This is a genomic window from Pseudoalteromonas sp. CNC9-20, assembly GCF_022347875.1.
Classification (GTDB): domain Bacteria; phylum Pseudomonadota; class Gammaproteobacteria; order Enterobacterales; family Alteromonadaceae; genus Pseudoalteromonas; species Pseudoalteromonas ruthenica.
Genome location: NZ_JAKRFS010000001.1, coordinates 646,668 through 666,069, shown reverse-complemented (window position 1 = coordinate 666,069; position 19,402 = coordinate 646,668). Strand labels below are relative to the sequence as shown.

General features: G+C 46.6%; 22 protein-coding genes and 2 tRNA genes. 16 read left to right on the top strand and 8 right to left on the bottom strand.

Translation table 11 applies throughout. The features are described from left to right. Positions 1-56 precede the first annotated feature (56 nt). Positions 57-686, top strand: coding sequence for a riboflavin synthase (locus MHM89_RS03000; protein ID WP_022943992.1), 630 nt, complete (start codon positions 57-59; stop codon positions 684-686). An 11-nt stretch (positions 687-697) separates the two neighbouring features. Here the strand turns inward: MHM89_RS03000 and MHM89_RS02995 are convergent, their stop codons facing one another. Beyond that, positions 698-901: a CPXCG motif-containing cysteine-rich protein gene (locus tag MHM89_RS02995; RefSeq protein ID WP_022943991.1), complete on the bottom strand. Its 204-nt coding sequence runs from the start codon at positions 899-901 to the stop codon at positions 698-700. A 100-nt stretch (positions 902-1,001) separates the two neighbouring features. Beyond that, entirely contained in the window at positions 1,002-1,880 is an 879-nt protein-coding gene (locus MHM89_RS02990; RefSeq protein WP_239408031.1) for a fructosamine kinase family protein, read from the bottom strand. A gap of 126 nt (positions 1,881-2,006) precedes the next feature. On the opposite strand from MHM89_RS02990, the gene MHM89_RS02985 reads away from it, so the two are divergent. Beyond that, on the top strand, positions 2,007-2,687 hold the full coding sequence (locus MHM89_RS02985; RefSeq protein WP_239408030.1) for a DUF445 domain-containing protein: 681 nt from the start codon (positions 2,007-2,009) through the stop codon (positions 2,685-2,687). Between the two features lie 52 nt (positions 2,688-2,739). Here MHM89_RS02985 and MHM89_RS02980 read toward each other — a convergent pair whose 3' ends face one another. After that, positions 2,740-3,099, bottom strand: coding sequence for a DUF3718 domain-containing protein (locus tag MHM89_RS02980; protein WP_045978708.1), 360 nt, complete (start codon positions 3,097-3,099; stop codon positions 2,740-2,742). Positions 3,100-3,540: 441 nt separating this feature from the next. Between MHM89_RS02980 and MHM89_RS02975 the strand changes: the two genes are divergently transcribed. The 4 genes from MHM89_RS02975 (at position 3,541) to MHM89_RS02960 (ending at position 8,145) form a co-directional block, all read left to right on the top strand. Further along, positions 3,541-4,926 (top strand): amidohydrolase, encoded by a 1,386-nt coding sequence (locus tag MHM89_RS02975; protein ID WP_239408029.1) that lies wholly within the window; start codon positions 3,541-3,543, stop codon positions 4,924-4,926. A gap of 8 nt (positions 4,927-4,934) precedes the next feature. Then, positions 4,935-6,155, top strand: a complete 1,221-nt coding sequence (locus MHM89_RS02970) for an amidohydrolase family protein (protein ID WP_239408028.1) — start codon at positions 4,935-4,937, stop codon at positions 6,153-6,155. 339 nt (positions 6,156-6,494) lie between these two features. Next, on the top strand, positions 6,495-6,926 hold the full coding sequence (locus MHM89_RS02965; RefSeq protein ID WP_022943985.1) for a DUF6795 domain-containing protein: 432 nt from the start codon (positions 6,495-6,497) through the stop codon (positions 6,924-6,926). 52 nt (positions 6,927-6,978) lie between these two features. Further along, positions 6,979-8,145: a lipase family protein gene (locus MHM89_RS02960; RefSeq protein ID WP_045978711.1), complete on the top strand. Its 1,167-nt coding sequence runs from the start codon at positions 6,979-6,981 to the stop codon at positions 8,143-8,145. A gap of 35 nt (positions 8,146-8,180) precedes the next feature. Here the strand turns inward: MHM89_RS02960 and MHM89_RS02955 are convergent, their stop codons facing one another. Genes MHM89_RS02955 through MHM89_RS02935 form a run of 5 tightly spaced genes read right to left on the bottom strand, consistent with a single transcriptional unit; the run spans position 8,181 to position 10,218 of the window. Beyond that, the gene (locus MHM89_RS02955; protein WP_138508472.1) at positions 8,181-8,510 is read right to left on the bottom strand and encodes a TusE/DsrC/DsvC family sulfur relay protein; all 330 of its coding nucleotides are present in this window, start codon (positions 8,508-8,510) and stop codon (positions 8,181-8,183) included. 13 nt (positions 8,511-8,523) lie between these two features. After that, positions 8,524-8,793, bottom strand: a complete 270-nt coding sequence (locus tag MHM89_RS02950; RefSeq protein WP_022943982.1) for a DsrH/TusB family sulfur metabolism protein — start codon at positions 8,791-8,793, stop codon at positions 8,524-8,526. Continuing rightward, positions 8,790-9,146 (bottom strand): sulfurtransferase complex subunit TusC, encoded by a 357-nt coding sequence (gene tusC, locus MHM89_RS02945; protein WP_138508381.1) that lies wholly within the window; start codon positions 9,144-9,146, stop codon positions 8,790-8,792. The genes MHM89_RS02950 and tusC overlap by 4 nt, the downstream gene beginning before the upstream one ends. Continuing rightward, complete coding sequence (gene tusD, locus MHM89_RS02940) at positions 9,143-9,496, bottom strand: sulfurtransferase complex subunit TusD (RefSeq protein ID WP_130145235.1); 354 nt, start codon at positions 9,494-9,496, stop codon at positions 9,143-9,145. Before tusD ends, tusC begins: the two co-directional genes overlap by 4 nt. A gap of 56 nt (positions 9,497-9,552) precedes the next feature. Then, a complete protein-coding gene (locus MHM89_RS02935; RefSeq protein ID WP_022943979.1) occupies positions 9,553-10,218 on the bottom strand; it encodes a Bax inhibitor-1/YccA family protein in 666 nt (221 codons plus the stop codon). A 226-nt stretch (positions 10,219-10,444) separates the two neighbouring features. On the opposite strand from MHM89_RS02935, the gene MHM89_RS02930 reads away from it, so the two are divergent. The 10 genes from MHM89_RS02930 to MHM89_RS02885 all read left to right on the top strand — a co-directional run bounded on the left by MHM89_RS02930 (position 10,445) and on the right by MHM89_RS02885 (position 19,266). Continuing rightward, positions 10,445-10,535, top strand: a tRNA-Ser gene (locus MHM89_RS02930). 44 nt (positions 10,536-10,579) lie between these two features. Beyond that, positions 10,580-10,670: transfer RNA gene (locus MHM89_RS02925), tRNA-Ser, on the top strand. Between the two features lie 116 nt (positions 10,671-10,786). Further along, a complete protein-coding gene (locus MHM89_RS02920; protein WP_022943978.1) occupies positions 10,787-11,173 on the top strand; it encodes a hypothetical protein in 387 nt (128 codons plus the stop codon). Between the two features lie 143 nt (positions 11,174-11,316). Next, entirely contained in the window at positions 11,317-11,775 is a 459-nt protein-coding gene (locus tag MHM89_RS02915; RefSeq protein WP_022943977.1) for a GAF domain-containing protein, read from the top strand. Next, on the top strand, positions 11,775-12,053 hold the full coding sequence (locus MHM89_RS02910) for a hypothetical protein (RefSeq protein ID WP_022943976.1): 279 nt from the start codon (positions 11,775-11,777) through the stop codon (positions 12,051-12,053). Before MHM89_RS02915 ends, MHM89_RS02910 begins: the two co-directional genes overlap by 1 nt. A gap of 15 nt (positions 12,054-12,068) precedes the next feature. Then, the gene (proQ, locus tag MHM89_RS02905) at positions 12,069-12,713 is read left to right on the top strand and encodes an RNA chaperone ProQ (RefSeq protein WP_022943975.1); all 645 of its coding nucleotides are present in this window, start codon (positions 12,069-12,071) and stop codon (positions 12,711-12,713) included. 16 nt (positions 12,714-12,729) lie between these two features. Next, entirely contained in the window at positions 12,730-14,760 is a 2,031-nt protein-coding gene (gene prc / locus MHM89_RS02900; RefSeq protein WP_022943974.1) for a carboxy terminal-processing peptidase, read from the top strand. 142 nt (positions 14,761-14,902) lie between these two features. Next, positions 14,903-16,378, top strand: a complete 1,476-nt coding sequence (gene nhaC / locus MHM89_RS02895) for a Na+/H+ antiporter NhaC (RefSeq protein WP_239408027.1) — start codon at positions 14,903-14,905, stop codon at positions 16,376-16,378. Between the two features lie 55 nt (positions 16,379-16,433). Continuing rightward, a complete protein-coding gene (pepN, locus tag MHM89_RS02890; RefSeq protein WP_239408026.1) occupies positions 16,434-19,043 on the top strand; it encodes an aminopeptidase N in 2,610 nt (869 codons plus the stop codon). Between the two features lies 1 nt (position 19,044). Next, positions 19,045-19,266: a DUF2835 domain-containing protein gene (locus MHM89_RS02885; protein WP_026110974.1), complete on the top strand. Its 222-nt coding sequence runs from the start codon at positions 19,045-19,047 to the stop codon at positions 19,264-19,266. Positions 19,267-19,402 lie beyond the last annotated feature (136 nt).

Sequence of the window (19,402 nt, the reverse complement as noted above, 5' to 3'; positions counted from 1 at the left end):
CAGATAAGATAAAAGGTAAGTGTATCCTGTGTGTGATATGAAAAAAAGGAATAGCGATGTTTACCGGAATAGTGCAGTGCCAAGCTCATGTCGTTGCTGCAAAGCTCGAAGACGCGGTTCTGCGGTTAGTACTTTCTGTGAATAAAAATTACCTACAGCACCTAGACTTAGGGGCCAGTATTGCCATCAATGGCTGTTGTCTTACTGTTGTTAAAGTAGAAAGCCCCGCCGGTGATGTTGTCGGCCAAGTGCATTTCGATGTAATTGATGAAACTTTGGCTCTCACCAACTTAGGCCAGTTGCGACCAGGCCACGCAGTTAATTTTGAGCGGTCAGTCACCTTTGGCACTGAGTTAGGCGGGCATATTGTCTCTGGGCACATTCACACTACCAGTGAAGTACTTGAGCGTATAGACAGTGAAGATAACTGCCGCTTGCATTTATCCTTGGATGAGAAGTGGCGCGACTATGTCTTATATAAAGGGTTTGTGTGCGTTAATGGGGCAAGCCTTACCGTGGGCGAGCTCAGTGAACAGGGCTTTTGGCTGCATCTTATTCCTGAAACCCTAAGCATTACCAATATTGGCGAGGCAGTCACTGGCAGTGTCTTCAATATTGAGGTAGACCAGCAGACCTACACCATAGTCAATACGGTGCAGCGTTACCTACAACAACACAAACCCTAACAATGCGCAGGTTAAAAAATTTGCTCATCGTCTGCGTCGACCCTTAACTGTACTTTGTTTAAGGCGTAGTCGATGTGCATATTAAGGTGAATAGGGTTACAGCACGCTGAGCAATCCTCGTAGTAGTCTTGATCCCCTGAAGATGTATCGACATCAACAAAAATATGATTGCCGCAATGGGGACAGCGAATGCGCTGTAGGCTGTAGTCTTTCATAGCCGCCTCGTATGACAGTCTGATGACATACTTTGAGTATAGTGCGTTTTTGCTACGAATTCCGACTAATTTGACGCAGTGAAAAGGCGCAATTGTGCTATTAATCGCCACCTTTTTGTTGATGAATTATGGTTTCGATACTGTCACGCGCCTGCGTCAAATAATGACCGGCAAAGATATTGGCATGATTAAGCAGGTGATAGAGGTTGTATATTCCCTCGCGGGAGCGATGATCGTGCGCCAGCGGGTAGTGTGCGTTATAAGCGGTATAAAAGGCGTCTGGGAAAGGGCCAAATAACCGTGTCATGGCAATATCCGCTTCTCTATCACCGTAATAACAGGCTGGATCGTATAGACATGGGACGGAGTTAACAAAGCCGACATTACCCCGCCAGAGATCCCCATGTAATAATGACGGTTGCACGTTGTGGCTGTGCAAGCGTGCTTTTACACAATCCACTAACGTATCGATATCACAAAAGTGAAACCCTTTTTCCGCCAGTAACTGCATTTGCCAGCCGATACGTTCTTCACTAAAGAATACATCCCACTTTTTGTGCCATCGATTGGGCTGCGCAGTGACGCCAATGAAATTGTCTTGTTCATTGCCAAACATGGCTTGTTCGTGCTTTTGATGCATCATCGCCAGATATTCACCCATTTTTGCCCAGTTGGGAGGGGTAGGGTCACTAAAATCGAGCCACTCTATAATATTAAAAGCAAACTCCAGTGTGGTGTCTGTGGCTAAGCAATCCGGCACCAAAAACAACGACTCTTGTGTTAATAGCGACAAGCTTTGCGCTTCGCACTCAAGACGCTCCAGCGCACTGAGCGGGGCAACTTTAACAAAAAATGTATGTTGCCCATCGCTGATACGAAATAGCATATCGGCCGAGGAATTACTTAATTGCTGCTTTTGCGTGATTTCGAAAGGAGTAGCTAAGGTATCACTAATTACTTGGGCGACGGCGTTCCACATGGCAAGTTAGCAAATTTAGAGTGCGGTGATATGAGTATGGCAAAGTTGTTGATTGATGCAAAAATTTTCCGCAAAGTCTAATCCCACGTTAAAATAGTCTGCAGCGATTTTAGAAGGAGTGAACGCGTGAATAAAAGCAGTGTAACGTCATTGATTGCCCTCATTGTTACATTAGTCGGGTGGCACCTAGAGCAGCCACTGTTGTTGAGCATGGGGTTATTTGCGTTATCAGGCGCACTAACCAATTGGCTTGCCGTGCATATGCTGTTCGAAAAAGTGCCGTTATTGTACGGCTCAGGTGTGGTGCAGATTAAATTTAATGCGTTTAAACAAGGGATACATGAGCTCATTGAGGAGCAGTTTCTATCTCCTGAGAACCTTAAAAAGGCCTCAGCGCAGATGCCAGCGCCGCAAATGGACGCATTAATTAACCATCTGGATATGTCGCTGGCTTTTGATAAGTTGGTACAGGTGATAGAGCAGTCACAGTTTGGGTCCATGCTTGGTATGTTTGGTGGTCGAGCAGCGCTCGAACCGATGCGTGAGCCGTTTGCTGATAAAATGCGTGAGGCCATCGCAGAAATGCTACAAGATGAACAAATACGCGAGCAGATTATTGCGCAACTAGGCGGTGGTAGCGATTTGCAGGCGCAGGTTAAGCAACTGGTAAGCCAGCGCTTAGATGAGTTAACCCCAGCCATGGTCAAAGAGATTATTCAAACGATGATCCGCGCTCACTTAGGCTGGTTAGTGGTATGGGGAGGGGTCTTTGGCGGTGCGTTCGGTGCGCTTGCTTATTGGCTGTAAAAAAAGCCCGCATTGGCGGGCTTTACTTCCAGGGATGGAATCAAAGGTGATATTACTTTGAGCCGTACACCATAAAAGAATCGGTGTCGTTTTTGGCTGCTAAATCGCGAATAGAGGTTTCAGTTAGGCGCTCTATATTGAGCACTTTGAGGCTGCGATCAAAGCCATAGAGGCTGGCAAATTGGCGAACAGTTAAATCATTACACGCTAATTTGTTTTCCATGGTGTAGGTATTAACGTAATGCTCTTTCATGGAGCGGCGTAGCTTCAGTGGGCTGTTTTTAGTAATTGCCATACACAACTCGGTACCAGCGCTGTTATCGGCAGCTACAAATTTTGAGCTATCTGCAGCGGCTGTAGTTGAAAGTAGGCCAAGGGCCAAAGCGCTGGTTAATAATGCGGTGCGTTTCATTGTATTCTCCTTAGTACATTCGTCGGGTGCAATGTAAGTATGCGCCACATAATTGTTCATAGCATGAATAAGGTGTCTCCGAATGTAAGCATCTGTGTCAAGTGTGTCGAAGGGGGTAAAGCGCGCCATTTTTCAAGGTATTGGCGACCTTATTTGGACACACTTTTTTTTGCTTTTTTTGTTGAAAAGGGTGACGCTTATTCGAGTTTAATTGCTCATCCCCATCAGTCGCTGGGATTGTGTCACGGCAGATGTAACTGCGGGTGTCAGGATAACCCACTTCAAGGCGTCGGCACTGTTGTTTTTTATTTAATCATTTTTGCCAGGTATGTACCCATAACCCTCTCTTTTTTATCTCAGTTTACTGTTCATTAACCTTAAATTTTCGCATTTTGCGCAATGATTGGTTAAAGTTACGCAAAAAACGGAGTGATGAAAACAATGCGTAAATACACAGCAAGCCTAAGCGCTGTTGCAGTTGCGCTGGCAGTAGCCGGTTGCCAGCAAAGTGACGGTCCGCAAGGCGAAAAAATATCTATCGAAAAGAACCCCTATCCAAGTACTTATCAGCCTATGCCACGTCAATCGACGTTGATCACCAATGCCACAGTATTAACGGGTGATGGTCAGCGCATCGATGCCGGCGATGTGTACATGGTTGACGGGCAAATTAAGCAGGTAGGCATAGACCTGGACGTGCAAGCCGATGTCACCATCAACGCAGAAGGAAAATGGGTGACACCTGGTATCATTGATGTCCACTCCCACCTGGGTGCTTATCCAAGTCCAGCGGTAGAATCACACCAAGATGGTAATGAAATGACCAGCCCTAACACCGCAGCCGTGTGGGTAGAGCATTCAGTGTGGCCGCAAGACCCTGGATTTAATCGTGCCCGTGAAGGCGGGATCACCACTTTGCAGATTTTGCCCGGCTCAGCGAACTTATTCGGTGGGCGCAGCGTGACGCTAAAAAATGTACCGTCACACACTATGCAGGGAATGAAGTTTCCTGAGGCGCCCTATGGCTTAAAAATGGCTTGTGGTGAGAACCCTAAGCGCGTTTATGGCAGTAAAGGTGTGTTGCCATCAACGCGAATGGGCAACATGGCGGGTTACCGAAAGGCGTGGATTGACGCAACTGAGTACAAGCGTGCTTGGGAGAAGTATGAAGCGGACTACGATGCGGGTAAGAACGTAGAAGCGCCTGAGCGTGATATTACGTTAGATACGCTCAGTGCGGTATTGGACGGTGACATCCTCATTCACAATCATTGCTATAAAGCTGAAGAAATGGCGATGATGATTGATTTAGGTAAAGAGTTTGGCTACCACTCAGGCACGTTCCACCATGGTATCGAGGCTTACAAAATCGCTGATTTACTCGCTGAGAATGGCAACTGTGCCGCACTGTGGCCAGATTGGTGGGGATTCAAAATGGAAGCCTATGACATGGTACAAGAGAATGTTGCCATCGTTGATGCGGTTAAAAATTCCTGCGCTATTGTGCATTCAGACTCTGACACCACAATTCAGCGCCTAAACCAAGAAGCGGCGAAAGTAATGTATCGCGCCAATGATAATGGCTTCGACATTGATGAAGCGCATGCTATTAAGTGGATCACCTCCAATGCTGCAAAATCACTGGGCGTAGCAGATAAAACGGGTACCTTAAGCGCAGGCAAGCAAGCCGATGTGGTACTTTGGAATCAAAACCCATTCAGTGTGTATGCCAAAGCAGAGCAGGTGTTTATCGACGGTGCCAAAGTGTATGACCGTAACGATGAAAAATACCAAGCACAAAGTGACTTTATGTTAGGCCAACGCTAAGGAGTTGTATGATGAACTTATTTAAATTGACAGCAATTAGCGCCGCCTTCGTAATGAGCACGCAAACTTACGCTGAAAGCCTGGCGATTACCAATGCCACGGTCTATACCGCAGCACAGCAGGGCGTATTAAAAGACGCAACAGTGGTAATAGAAAACGGTAACATTGTTGCTGTGAACCCCAGTGAAGTGAGCGCCGATACCATTATTGATGCTGAGGATAAAATCCTCACTCCGGGCTTTATTGGCTCGCTGAACGGCTTAGGCCTTGTGGAGGTCAGTGCCGTTGCAGACTCGCGTGATGGCGGTGATAAAAAAGCGACAATGACTTTCGACCCAAGCTTAGCGTTCAATCCGCGCTCAAGCTTAATACCTTATGCACGCAAAGGCGGTATTACCAGCAATGTGATTGCACCCTACGGTGGCGATGATATTTTTGCAGGCCTGGCGTCATTGGTGTCGTTATCAGGCGAATTTGACAGTGTAACCCGCCAAGGCGTGGCCTTATACGTAAAGCTTGGAGCTAAACATGAAGGCTCACGTGCGCTGTCGTTGCAAACACTGATTGATACGCTAGAAAAGCACAGTGAACGTGATGAGGACGACGATAAATCCAAAGGCAAAGAGGTAGAAATCCTCGATGCAGTCTTTGCCAAAGAGATCCCGCTAGTGATCGATGTGTCGCGGGCATCGGATATGTTAGAGCTGCTCAAAGTAAAAGCACGCTTTGATGTCGACATGGTTTTTGCGGGGGCGCAAGATGCCGTATTAATTACCGAGCAGCTAGCTGACAGTGATACACCTGTGGTGATCAGTGCCATGGATAACCTGCCAGGTAGTTTTGACTCGATGCACGCTCATTTAGAGAACGCTGCTAAATTGGAGCAAGCAGGCGTCACCGTGATCCTGACCATTGCTGGAGATAGCGCTCACAATTTGTATCAATTGCGCTTTGATGCGGGCAATGCCGTGTCATATGGCATGACAGCGCAAGGGGCACTGGCAGCAATCACCAGTAATGTTGCCTCGGCATTTAATTTAGATGTAGGGCAAATTGCGCCGGGTAAACCCGCTGATTTGGTACTTTGGAGTGCTGATCCGTTCGAGTTCAGTACTCGCATTGAAAAAGTGTGGATAAACGGTACTGAGGTCTCAACTCAGTCGCGCCATGATAAATTACGTGAGCGTTATACCACGGATAGTGAGATGCCAAGGGCTTACACCAAATAAGTCATTAGTATGAAAAAGTATTAAAAGGCGCTATAAGAGCGCCTTTTTTTATGCCAAATAGTGATTGAGTTTTGCTCACAGTGTTGTTTACAATATGTGAACATACTCAAACAGGTTATTTGCGTAGTTTGCATTTAGCCAAGGAATGAATCGCGCTCAGGGAAGAATCGCCATACTGTGTAGGTATGTCCCCCTTCCTCGTTGCGCTTCACTATGTGGAGCTTCGCTTTGATAGACAATTCCAATGTTGAATCTGGGTCGTGGTACCGACAGCTTAAGCTCTCGGTCACTGTACTCGTTGGTATATCACTGTTAGTACTTTCTATAAAGGTATTCGCTATGTTCGGAATTTTTAAAAAACACACCGTACAGTTATCACCCGAAGTGTATGGCCAAGTGCAACACAACGGCGACGCGCTGGCGCACATGACCATTCACCGCGATATTAGTTATGGCGACGTTTACAGTGACAGTGTGACCACTGACGAGAAGGGCCGTTTTCACTTTGAAGAAAAAAATATTGAATCGTCAAAGCCGGGCAATATGTTCGATAACGAAGGCATCGCGCAAGCAATTTATGTCATTGTTGACGATAAGAAATACACGCTCTGGGGCACGTTGATTGGTCAAGTTGAAGGAAATGACATTGTTGCCGCCAAACTTAAAGATTTGCACTGTGATATAGGGCGTGAAGAAAAAATATACGACTTTGAATTTAAAGATGTACCGGGCAGATATCAAACTATTTATGGTGTCTGCAACTTAGACTGATCGCTGCGGTTTAGCGACGCAAAAAAATACTCATACAAGGAATTAAGTAATTATGAACACTCTTTCCCCGCGTCAGGCCTCTGAACTCGCCGCCATGGCGTACCGTGCTAAAGGTGCAAGTAAGGTGCTAGATGTGCGCTCTATCGTTGGCCCTAATCTACGTAACTCGTTTGAGTTTGTCACCGGTGACAGTGTTGTTGACGGTGTCTCAGGTGGTTTTTTCTCTCATCTGTTCGGCTTAAGCACGGGCTTTGCTTTTGTTGGTAAAGGCATCAACGAGTTTGCCGGCGACAGCGTTATTGCGATTCGTGGTACTGCCTCATTACGTGATGGACTGACAGACTTAAACTGTGGTCTCAGCGCCAGCAGCAGTAATAAAATGGTACACGCCGGATTTAATAAAACCTTCAATTCCATGAAGCAGGCGTTTGCTCAGTTTGTTGATAGTAACCGCAAAGCCGGCAACACAGGTGTTGTGCATTGTGTTGGCCACAGCTTAGGCGGGGCGTTGGCACAATTGACCGCTGATTGGGTGAATACCGAGTATTCTTTGCCAACTAAACTATATACCTTTGGCGCACCGCGTGTAGGTAAGACCGATTTTGCCCGCTCAACCACTACGAAGCTAGAGAATATATACCGCTCTACTCATGGTGCCGATCCGGTTCCTAAAGTGCCGCTTTGGCCTTTTATTCACGCGCCGTTTAATGGCAGTGAATTCCGCCTCGACGATGGCCAAGGCCTTAACGTGTCGGCCCATAAGCTCGATGGCACTCCGGGTTACTTAAATACCGCTAGCGCCAGTGACTGGTCCACCTTAAAGCAGCGCTCAGATAATTTCTTGAGCCAGCCTGTGCGTCTTCGTTTTGAAGATAGAGCTCAGGCTTCATTCTCAAGCCATTGGGCGGATAAAATAAGCTCAGCGTTGATCACTTTGTTGAAAGACTCCGGCTATTACACGGCAGTGGTAACGCAAGCGGCGATCAGCAGTTCGTTAACGTTCTATGATATGGTCGCGCGTACCTTAGAGCAGGTAGCGAAGGCATCTGCGCGTTTTGCCGAGCAAACCTTGGGTTTATTAGGGCATATGCTGGTTTTCGCAGGCAAGGTTGTGGGCAAAGCGTTTGAGCTAACTTATAACATGATTAAGTGGGTCTTCGACTCGACCATGGGAGCCCTGTATCGCAGTGTGCGTGGCGCCCTTAATGGCTTAGATTAAAATAATAACGCTCGCAACTGCGAGCGTTTTTAGTATTAAATACATCGAGCCGGTTTGGGTAAACCGGCTATTTTAGTTGCTTGTTTTGCCGGCCCCTTGGGAAAGAGCTTATACAAGTATTTGCTATTACCCTTGTCCTCACCCAACTTCTTTGCCATGGCCTTTACCAGCATACGAATCGCTGGGCTGGTATCAAATTCCTGATAAAAGTCACGGACAAACATCACCACTTCCCAATGCGCCTCTGTGAGTTCAATATTCTCTTGCGCGGCGATAACCGGAGCTAACTCTTTCTGCCACTGGCTACTATCGAGCAGATAGCCTTGTTTGTCTGTTGCTATTTCTTGGCCGTTGAATTCAATCATGTTACTCACTGATTTACTCACTGATTGTTCGTTGGTATTGTAAGGTCAATTCGACCCATTGCGCATCGTTAATCACGGTGACACCTGTTGTGCGATGGTGCCCGCCACAGGCATTCACATCTTGCTCAAGGGCATAAGTGGCCACACCCAGCCCTACAAAAGCCGACGCATTGTAACAGGCCTCAGCGCGCAGTAATACGCCGTCTTCCTTGCTAATGATGCTGCTCAGAGTAGGGTGCTCGCTAAGTGCACTACGCACGATGAATAATGTACCCTTGCTCATAAAGTCACTACCTTATCCACTTGCTTGATTAATGCACGCTTGTCATTGTCATAGGCGATTTGCACCTCTATCGCCAAGTCATCTGTGCTCAAGCCATGCTCGTTCAGCGCATCGGCGCACACATAGACAGACTCAATATCATAGATTTCCAACATGCCGATGGCTTTAGTGAAGTCTTTTTGTTGCTGCGCACTGGGGCGTTGATTTTTCACTAGTGAGAGTACCGCTGCACCTTCTAGTAACCAGGTAACCTGCTGATCAATAGCGGCGAAAATAAGGACCATATCTAAGGACTCGCGCAGGCTTTGCTGATGATAGGGCCCGTGTTTAGAGATGACTAAGATGTTATTCATTTGAATTGTACCCACCTGTCGGCGTCAGTGGCGAGCATGGCAAACTCTGCAAGTCCCGAGACGGTAAATAGTTTAACCTGCTCGGTGTCAATGCCACGCTTGTTAGCTGCGGTGATACACAGGCTCAATTCAATTCCGCTATCAAAGAGCTGCTGCCACAGCGCTGCGACATCGAACTCATCGCTACTGACATCGAACTGATCCAGCGCATGATAAACCCCATCTTGATAGAGAAAAATCGTTTTTATTTGGTGCCCAAGCGAGAGGGCATTGTCAACAAAGCGTTTGAGCGCCACCAAAGTGATGGCATCACTCGGTGCGCTATGCAGTGATAATACGAAGCTGGCCAAATTACATCCACAAAAAAGCCCCAATGAATGGGGCTCATTTTAGCAAATATTGCTAATTAGTCATCAGCTGCGCCAAGTAGGTGCAGTAACGAAGTGAATAAGTTATATACGTTTAGGTACAACGCCACAGTTGCACGCACGTAGTTAGTTTCACCACCGTTAATGATGCGGCTGGTATCAAACAGGATGAGGCCTGACATGATAAGCACAACGGCTGCATTAGTGACCATGAACACCATCGAGCTACCGATAAAGATATTAACGATGCTGGTGATAATCACAACAACCAAGCCAACCATCAAAAAACCGCCCATAAAGGAGAAGTCTTTCTTAGTCGTGAGTGCATAAGCAGAAAGACCAAAGAAGATCAGCGCCGTTGAACCTAGTGCTTGCATGATCAACATTGGGCCGTTTGCCATCGCAGCATAGTGGTTCAACATCGGACCGAGGCCGAAACCAAGAATACCGGTAAAGGCAAAGGTCAGTAGCACACCCGCTGAAGAGTCTGCTTTTTTGTTGATAATGAACAACATGCCGAGGGCAATCAGTGAACAAACGATACCGGTAAAGAACGGTGGGTTAAGCGCCATTGAAATACCCGCTGTCACAGCACTAAATGCCAACGTCATCGCGAGTAAAAAGTAAGTGTTTTTTAAAACCTTATTTGTCTCAATGGTCGACATCACCGGCTTAGCCGAGCTGTACGAGTTATTAAACGCCATTGTGAAACTCCTTAAATTGAAATCGATCCTCGAAGTACCCGAGGGCACCTGAGTTAAAGATTACCAAGTCTTCTATATATGGGCAAACCTTTACCTTTCAATAGACTGCAAAATTCGCAAATTGTTCGATTGCTGTGCGATTATGATAAAAAATAGCCATTTAGAACATTATTTTAAAATAACACTTCACAAACGTCAGGCATTTCACTAATATGCACGCCGCTGCGGAGAGATGGCAGAGCGGTTGAATGCACCGGTCTTGAAAACCGGCATGGGTTAATAGCCCATCTAGGGTTCGAATCCCTATCTCTCCGCCACTTAATTTTTATTTAGGTGACGCAGTTATCTAAGTACCGCTTTAGGAGAGATGGCAGAGCGGTTGAATGCACCGGTCTTGAAAACCGGCATGGGTTAATAGCCCATCTAGGGTTCGAATCCCTATCTCTCCGCCACTATTAAAGGCCTCAGCATATGCTGAGGCCTTTTTGCTTTCTACGACTAACGTCGCTATTGGCAGGGTTTTGCAGATCTGCAATGCTTTCATAAATCATGTTCAGCAGTCACCATTATGAAACACACCCTCGCAAAAGCAGTTTTATATTCCTTATTAGCACCGGTATTGATTGGTGTGGTGTTAGGCATTTATTACGCCTTAGGGGCACAGCAAAACGGTGCGCAGCTATTTTTTGCCGTATTACTATCTGCTATTGCTAACGCCCATATATTGGGATTGGCGATGGCTGTGTTTGTCGTCCCCGGTTATTTGCTGATGTACAAGTACAATAAAGTGCATTACAGCGGCGTACTCACATTAGGTCTACTAGGAGGGGCGTTGTTCAGTTATGCTTTTGGCGCGCAGGCGGGGTTTTTACTCATTGTCAACGCACTGATGGCGGCACTTGGAAGTGGACTGTTCTTGTTTGCCCTGCGCCGGGGCAGCGCCCGCGAAGCTTAATCTTACCTATCTTCATGGCGTAAAAATAATCAATCAGCGTTTTTTCAAGCGACTGCATCACTTTTTTCATGATAAAAGGTTTCATTTGCGCGCCACAAAGAGTACCTTAAACACTGCGTATTCTATGTGAAGTAGTAGTGTGAATGAGTAAAGAAGCCTTTTATGAATCCCTGACACAGCAAGCACTCGCGCTGGTCAGTGATGAAACCAATCAAATTGCTAATATGGCGAACATTAGTGCGCTGTTATTTATGTCTTTAGAGGATATAAACTGGGCAGGGTTTTACATTTTGGAGTCGCCACAACAAATGGTGTTAGGGCCGTTCCAAGGAAAACCAGCGTGTGTACGCATTGAAGTTGGAAAAGGTGTGTGTGGTACTGCTGTTGCTGAAGACACCACTCAACTGGTAACTGACGTTCATCAATTCCCTGGGCATATCGCCTGCGATGCGGCGTCAAACTCTGAAGTTGTGGTGGTGGTGAAAAAGCAAGGAAATGCCATTGCCGTTCTTGACATCGACAGTCCTACAGTGGGACGGTTCGATGAGCAAGATAAGCAGGGCCTTGAGAAGCTAGTTCACAGCATCGAAAAATACCTGTAATGAAAGACTTACTTAGTGTACATGACTACCTTTTCGCACAGTCCGATATTGGCGACTGGGAAGGGGAAGAGGAGTTCGTTACTGAGCGTTACAACGAACTAATCCACCATGCATGGGAACGCTTGGATGATGATCTAAGCTGCGAACGCATAGATGAAATAATTAACGGTATTTGGGAGCAATTACGCGGAGACACCGCGCTTCTTGATGCTGAACACGAAGAATTAATGGACTGGGTTGAACACTATGTCGACTCGGCGCAAGACGAGCAGATGTAAATTTAAGGTTTAGAAATGGAAACCACAAACAAGCTAAAAGACATAAACGAAGTATTGGAATTCCTATACCAGGAATTTCCCAATTGTTTTAAACAAAAAGAAGGCATTAAGCCACTTAAAGTCGGTATTTTTAAAGACATTGCTGAGCGTATTGAAGGCAGTGAAAAGGTCAGCAAAACGCAAGTTCGTCAAGCGTTGAGAAAGTACACTTCACACTGGCGCTACCTTGAAGCGGTTGTTAATAATGAATATCGCGTTGATTTAGATGGCAACCAAGCAGAAAAAGTAGAGCAAGAGCACGTTGAGCATGCAAAAACTGCGCTTGAGCAAAGCCGCGCAAAAATGGCTAAACGTAAAAAGCCTGCTCGTGGTGCTAAAGACGGTGATACAAAGGGTTACAAAAAACGTCCAAGTGGACCTGGTAAGCCTCACCCTAAAGGCGCTAAAGTCAAAAAGAATGCAGAACCTGCACCGCGTCGTAGTAACAAAGTTGAACCTTTGCCAAGCGACAAGGTCAAGGCTAATACCAAAGTTAAAGTTAAACTAGGTCAGGCGCTGGTCAACGGCACTATCACTGAAGTCAACAAAGATGATATCCACGTTGAATTAGTCACCGGCATGCAGGTAAAAACTAAAGCAGATAGCTTATACCTAGTATAAAAAGAAGGAGTTGTGCATGAGTAAGTCGTTTTCACTCATCCCACTGGTCGCTGCCCTTGTAGCAGCACCGGCCTTAGCCTCACTGGATAAGGTCACCATGGCTGATTTGCCGACCCTACAGCAGGAGTCGCAACACAGTACAGCAAGTAAACGAGTGACGAATCTCTTCACACGTGCACACTACAAGCCAATACGATTCAATGATGAACTGTCGGAGCAAATGTACGACCGTTACATTGAATCGTTGGATTTCAATCGCACTATCTTTCTAGAGCAGGACATTGCTAAATACGAGCAATATCGTGATAAGTTTGATAATGCATTGAAATCCGGCAAACTCGATTTTGCCTATGATTTATTTAACCTTAGTATGAAGCGTCGTTTCGAGCGCTATGACTATTCATTGTCTTTACTTGAGAATGAATTTGACTTCACTAAGGACGACAAATATTACTTTGACCGTGAACAGGCGCCCTATGCGAAAACGCAGGAAGAACTCAATGAGTTATGGCGACAAAAGGTCAAATACGATGCGCTGCGTTTGAAGCTGACCGGCAAAGACTGGGAAGGCATCAAAGAGGTATTGGAAAAACGCTATACCTACACGTTAAAACGCCTAGTGCAAACAAAAAGCGAAGACGCTTTCCAAATTATTATGAACGCGTTCGCGCGTTCTATTGAAGCTCATACTTCCTATTTATCACCACGACGTGCTGAGCAGTTCAAGATGGACATGGATCTTGAACTCGAAGGTATTGGCGCGGTCCTCAGTTACGACGAAGACTACACCGTTATTCGTTCTCTAGTGCCCGGCGGCCCAGCGGATAAAACCGGTGAAATCAGCCCCGAAGACCGCATTGTCGGTGTTGCTCAAGGGGAAGACGATTTTGTTGATGTGATCGGTTGGCGTTTAGATGATGTCGTTGATCTCATTAAAGGTCCTAAAGGCACTGTGGTGCGGTTGCAGTACTTAGAGGGTAAAGACGACCACGGCATGCCCAAAGTCGTAGAGATCACGCGTGATAAAGTGCGTCTTGAAGATCGTGCAGCGAAATCGAGTGTGTTCGAAGCCAGCTATTCTGAGCTGACCAGCAAAATTGGCGTGATTGAAATCCCAGGCTTCTATAACAACCTCTCTGAGGATGTTAAAGGCGAGCTGGTCAAGTTAAAAGAGCAAAAAGTAGATGGCGTAGTTATTGATTTACGCCAAAATGGTGGCGGCTCCTTGTACGAAGCCACCAAGCTGACAGGCTTGTTTATCGATCAAGGGCCGGTGGTGCAAATTCATACTCTTAACGGGCGAATTGAGCAGCAAAAAGACCGAGATGGTGTGACCTATTATGATGGTCCATTGACTGTATTAGTGGACCGTTACAGCGCATCGGCATCGGAAATTTTCGCGGCGGCTATGCAAGATTACGGTCGTGCGGTGATCATTGGTGAGCAAACCTTTGGTAAGGGCACGGTGCAGCAACACCGAGGCTTGGGGCGCAACTACGACTTGTACGACAACCCACTAGGTAGCGTGCAGTACACCATCGCTAAGTTCTACCGTATTGATGGTGGCAGTACCCAGCACAAAGGCGTGGTCCCTGATATTGAGTTGCCTTCTCCGATAGACCCCGCAGAGTGGGGAGAGAGCCAAGAAGACAACGCGTTGCCATGGGATAGCATTGTCCGTGCTAATTACGCGATGGTCGATACCCTTGATGGCACCATCAATTATTTGGCGAAGGAGCACGATAAGCGTGTTGCCAGCGAGCCTGAGTTCAATTACGTGATGCAAGACATCAAAAAGTACAAAGAAGAGAAAGATCGTAAGTTCATCTCTTTGAATGAGAAAGAGCGTCTTGACCAACGTGATGAGCGCAAAGAGCTTGCCTTGAAGCGCACCAACGAACGGCTTGCGCGTCTAGGATTGGAAAAAGTGGAAGACGTTGATGATGCCCCTGAGGTATTAGATGAATTCGACCCATTCTTGGAAGAGGCGGCGTTGATCACCCAAGATTATATTAAACAAGGGCGCTTGGCGAAGAACAATAAGTAACCAAAAACCACGGAAAAGGGCGCTTTGAGCGCCCTTTTTGTCGTTTAGACGGTGTTAAAAATGTTTTCCTCTGGTACTCTTTGCGCTGATAATAACAATAACCCTCGTGTGTCGTGCTTAAGGCGAGGGCAGGAGAATCATTGTGACAACCACCAAAGAAGCCAAGTTTCTTGATGCATTGATCCCCATCGTCGTGCTTATTTGTTTGCTCGGCGCAGCGGTGTATCTCTATGGTGACAGCTCGTCGTCAGGCCCCAATCAAATAGCCTTACTGTTTGCGACGTTCACCGCAGCATTGATCGGTTTAAAAAACGGCTATACCTGGAAAACCCTTGAAGAGGCGATGATTAAAGGCATCACCATCTCTTTGGGCGCTATATTAATACTGTTGATGGTCGGTGCCTTGATTGGCACTTGGCTGCTATCGGGCACCGTGCCGACGCTCATTTATTACGGCCTACAAATTATTAACCCGCATTGGTTTTATGCCGCAAGCTGCGTTATATGCGGAATTGTGGCGATGAGTATCGGTAGCTCTTGGACTACCGCAGCCACCATAGGTGTGGCCTTACTTGGGGTAGCCAATGGGTTAGACTTAGATCCTGTGGTTACCGCCGGTGCGGTTATATCTGGTGCGTACTTCGGCGACAAGCTCAGCCCACTGTCGGAGACCACTAACTTAGCGCCAGCAGTGGCAGGGGCCGACTTGTTTACTCATATCCACCACATGCTTTGGACCACGGTTCCGAGTTTTGTGATAGCCGTGATTATTTTCATCTTTATGGGCTTTAACGCCGATGTGAGCAGCGATACCGCAGGCATAGATAACATGGTCGGGCTGTTGCAGGACAACTTTAACATTAGCATCGTCAACTTGGTGCCTTTAGTGGTGTTGTTGGCACTGGCTATTCGCAAAATGCCGGCATTCCCGGCAATTTCTATTGGGGCAGTATTAGGCGCGGTGTGGGCGCTGCTGTTCCAAGGCGAATTATTAGCCAGCCAAGTGGATGTCTCCCAAGGCCAATTAATTGGCTATTTTAAGCTAGTTTGGGCAACCTTTTTTGACGGTTTTGCTATTCAAACTGGCAATGCAAAAATGGATAGCTTGCTCTCCGGCGGCGGCATGTCAGGGATGTTGACTACCACTTGGCTCATTATGATGGCGTTGATGTTCGGCGCTATCATGGAAAAGACCGGCCTGCTAGATGTGTTTGTGCGCAGCATCTTAAAAATAGCTAAATCCACAGGTTCGCTTATCGCATCCACTATCGCCACATGTATCGGCACCAATTTAGTCGCTGCTGATCAGTACATTGCTATTGTCGTGCCGGGTCGAATGTTTAAAGAAGAGTACAAAAAACGGGGCTTACGCCCAGTGAATTTGTCACGTACGTTAGAAGATGGCGGCACTATAACCAGCCCACTTATACCCTGGAATACCTGTGGTGCCTACATGCAAAGTGTACTGCTAATTAACCCATTTGATTACGCTCTATACGCCTTCTTTAATTTGATTAATCCAGTGTTAGCAGTGATCTATGCTTATTTCGGTATTAAAATTTTAAAGCTAGAGCCAAAACACTTACAGCCTGAAACACAAGCGCAACGTAGCGAATAACCTATAATGTGGGCATCACCTGATGCCCACTCTGAGCAACAGAGGACTGTCCTATATGACCTCCCAGCATGGCAATGCGAAGTATTTAAAAGACTACCAACCCCCTCACTTTTTTATTGATACCCTTACCTTGGACGTTGATTTACAGCCGACGCAAACCACAGTGTATGCCCGCTCCGAGGTGCGTCGCAATGAGGCAAACTCGGCAAACGACTTAGTGTTAGATGGTATAGATTTAACTCTTAAAGAGGTGAAAGTTGATGGTCATACGTTCACCAATTACGACATTAACGATGAGCAATTACTGCTGCGCGATGTGCCACAACACTTTGTACTAGAGATAACAACGGCCTGTTCGCCACAAACTAATAGCTCATTAGAAGGTCTGTATTTATCAGACGGTGCTTATTGCACCCAGTGTGAAGCTGAGGGGTTTCGTAAAATCACCTACTTCCTTGATAGACCCGATGTTATGGCCGAGTATGAGGTCACCATCAAAGCGGATAAAGCCCAGTTCCCCTATCTACTGTCAAATGGCAACAAGATTGACAGCGGTGACTTGGCCGATGGCCGCCACTTTGCAACTTGGCAAGACCCCTTTAAAAAGCCAAGCTACTTATTTGCCTTGGTAGCCGGGGACTTCGACGTATTACGTGATAGCTACACAACCGTCTCTGGTCGTGAAGTGGCATTAGAGCTCTATGTAGATAAGGGGAATTTAAGTAAAGCCCCGCATGCGATGGCGTCCCTCAAGCGGGCAATGCAATGGGATGAACAACGCTTTAATCTTGAATACGACCTCGATGTGTACATGATAGTGGCGGTCGACTTTTTCAATATGGGAGCGATGGAAAACAAAGGGTTAAATGTCTTTAACTCGAAATGTGTGCTCGCCAATGCAGAAACCTCAACGGATCGCGATTTCCATTTGATTGAGTCTATTGTCGGTCACGAATACTTCCATAATTGGACGGGTAACCGTGTGACTTGTCGGGATTGGTTTCAGCTCTCTTTGAAAGAGGGGTTGACGGTGTTTCGAGATCAGGAGTTTAGCAGTGATCTAGGCTCACGAGCCCTTAACCGAATTGATGCGGTTAAGGTGATGCGCACACATCAGTTCGCTGAAGATGCGGGGCCAATGGCTCATCCTATTCGTCCTGAGAAGGTATTAGAAATGAATAATTTTTATACCGTGACAGTGTATGATAAGGGCGCCGAAGTGATCCGTATGCTGCATACATTGCTGGGTGAGCAAGGCTTCCAAAAAGGCATGCAGTGCTACATCGAGCGTCATGACGGCCAAGCGGTGACTTGTGATGATTTCATTAGCGCTATGAGTGATGCGAATGGCTTTGATGCCTCTCAGTTTAAACGCTGGTACAGCCAATCGGGTACGCCACAAGTGCATGTTCAGGAACAGTTCGACGCGCAACAGCAGCAATATGTACTCACCCTGAGTCAGCATCATAGCCCGACAGCAGATCAACCAAGCAAAGATAATTTGCTCATCCCTGTGGCGATTGAACTGCTTGATAGCCAAGGTAAGGCATTGAGCTTAAATGCGCATGGCGTCGCTGATAACGTATTGCAGTTACACCAAAGTGAACAGCAGTTCGTGTTTGATAACATCACCGAGCGACCTGTCGCGGTGCTGTTTGAGGACTTCTCCGCGCCGGTTAAGGTTCAGTTTGAGCAGAGCCTTAACGATCAACTGCATATAGTGCGCCATGCTAGCAGCGACTTCTCCCGCTGGGATGCGCAGCAAAGTGCATTAAGCGGGTGTATTCTAGACGAGCTTGGACGGGGCGAAAAAGCCCAGCTTGATGAAGCAGTGTTAGCCACATTGAGTGACTTACTTAATGGCGCATTAGCCGGTCAAGAACATGATCTGGCCTTAGTCGCAGAGCTATTACAGCTACCTAGCTTTGATACCTTGAGTGCTCATTTTGAGCAAGTCCCTGTTGATGCCATCACAGCGGTAACTGAGGCATTTGCGCAACAAATTGCCGAGCACTTGCAAGTGCCGCTGAGCGAAGTAGTGACCCAACTCAGCGACGATAAGCAGCAATCGCAGCAAAGCGTTGCCAAGCGAGCGTTACTCGCAACCTGTATGGGGTATTTAGCGCGCGTAGATACGCAGCTTGAATTTATTGAGACCCAGGCACATCAGGGCTCAATGACTTTATCTTTGGCGGCGATAAAAGCGTTGATCCTTGCTCAACACCCCCGCAGTAGTGCTATGTTAGACGAGTTCGCGGCGCGTTGGCAGCATGATACTCTTGTGATGGATAAATGGTTTAATCTTCAGGCCCTGCGCAAAGGCTCGGACAGCTTCGCCAATCTGACTCGTTTATACCAACACCCTCACTTTAGTTGGCGTAACCCCAATCGAGTACGTGCTCTTATTGGTGCCTTTGCGATGAGTAACCCAACGCAATTTCATGCCAAAGACGGGCAGGGCTACGCGCTATTGGGTGATGCTTTAGTGAAGCTCAATGATATCAATCCACAGAACGCTTCGCGCCTGATCACGCCGTTGTTGGCATGGCGACGTTTTGATAGTACACGTCAGCAGTTGATGAAAGAGCAACTAGAGCGTTTAAAGGTATTACCAAAACTCAGCAAAGATTTATTTGAAAAGGTAGATAAAGCCCTCAGTGAATGAGATTAAAGAATTTTATTTCACGCTATCTATGAGTTACAGCCAGTGTCTGGCCTATTACAAAGGCCGGATTTCTGCTGTACAAGTCATTGATGACGCCGGGCGAAAAATTCGTTTCCCGGCTAACAAACTGCTTCCCTATATGTCACAAATCGGCATCCGTGGGCGTTTTCGCTTGTTATTGGATGCGAATAATAAGTTTATTCGCTTAGAGCGCGTTCACTAATTCAACCTGCTTATGTGCGCTATTTTTAAACAGTTGTAAATTGCATTTGTCGTTAACGTTATTGTCATGTATAAAAATAGTGGTAGGATGTCATACCATTAGCGCAGATAAAGGAAAATTAACGCTTATTACAGGC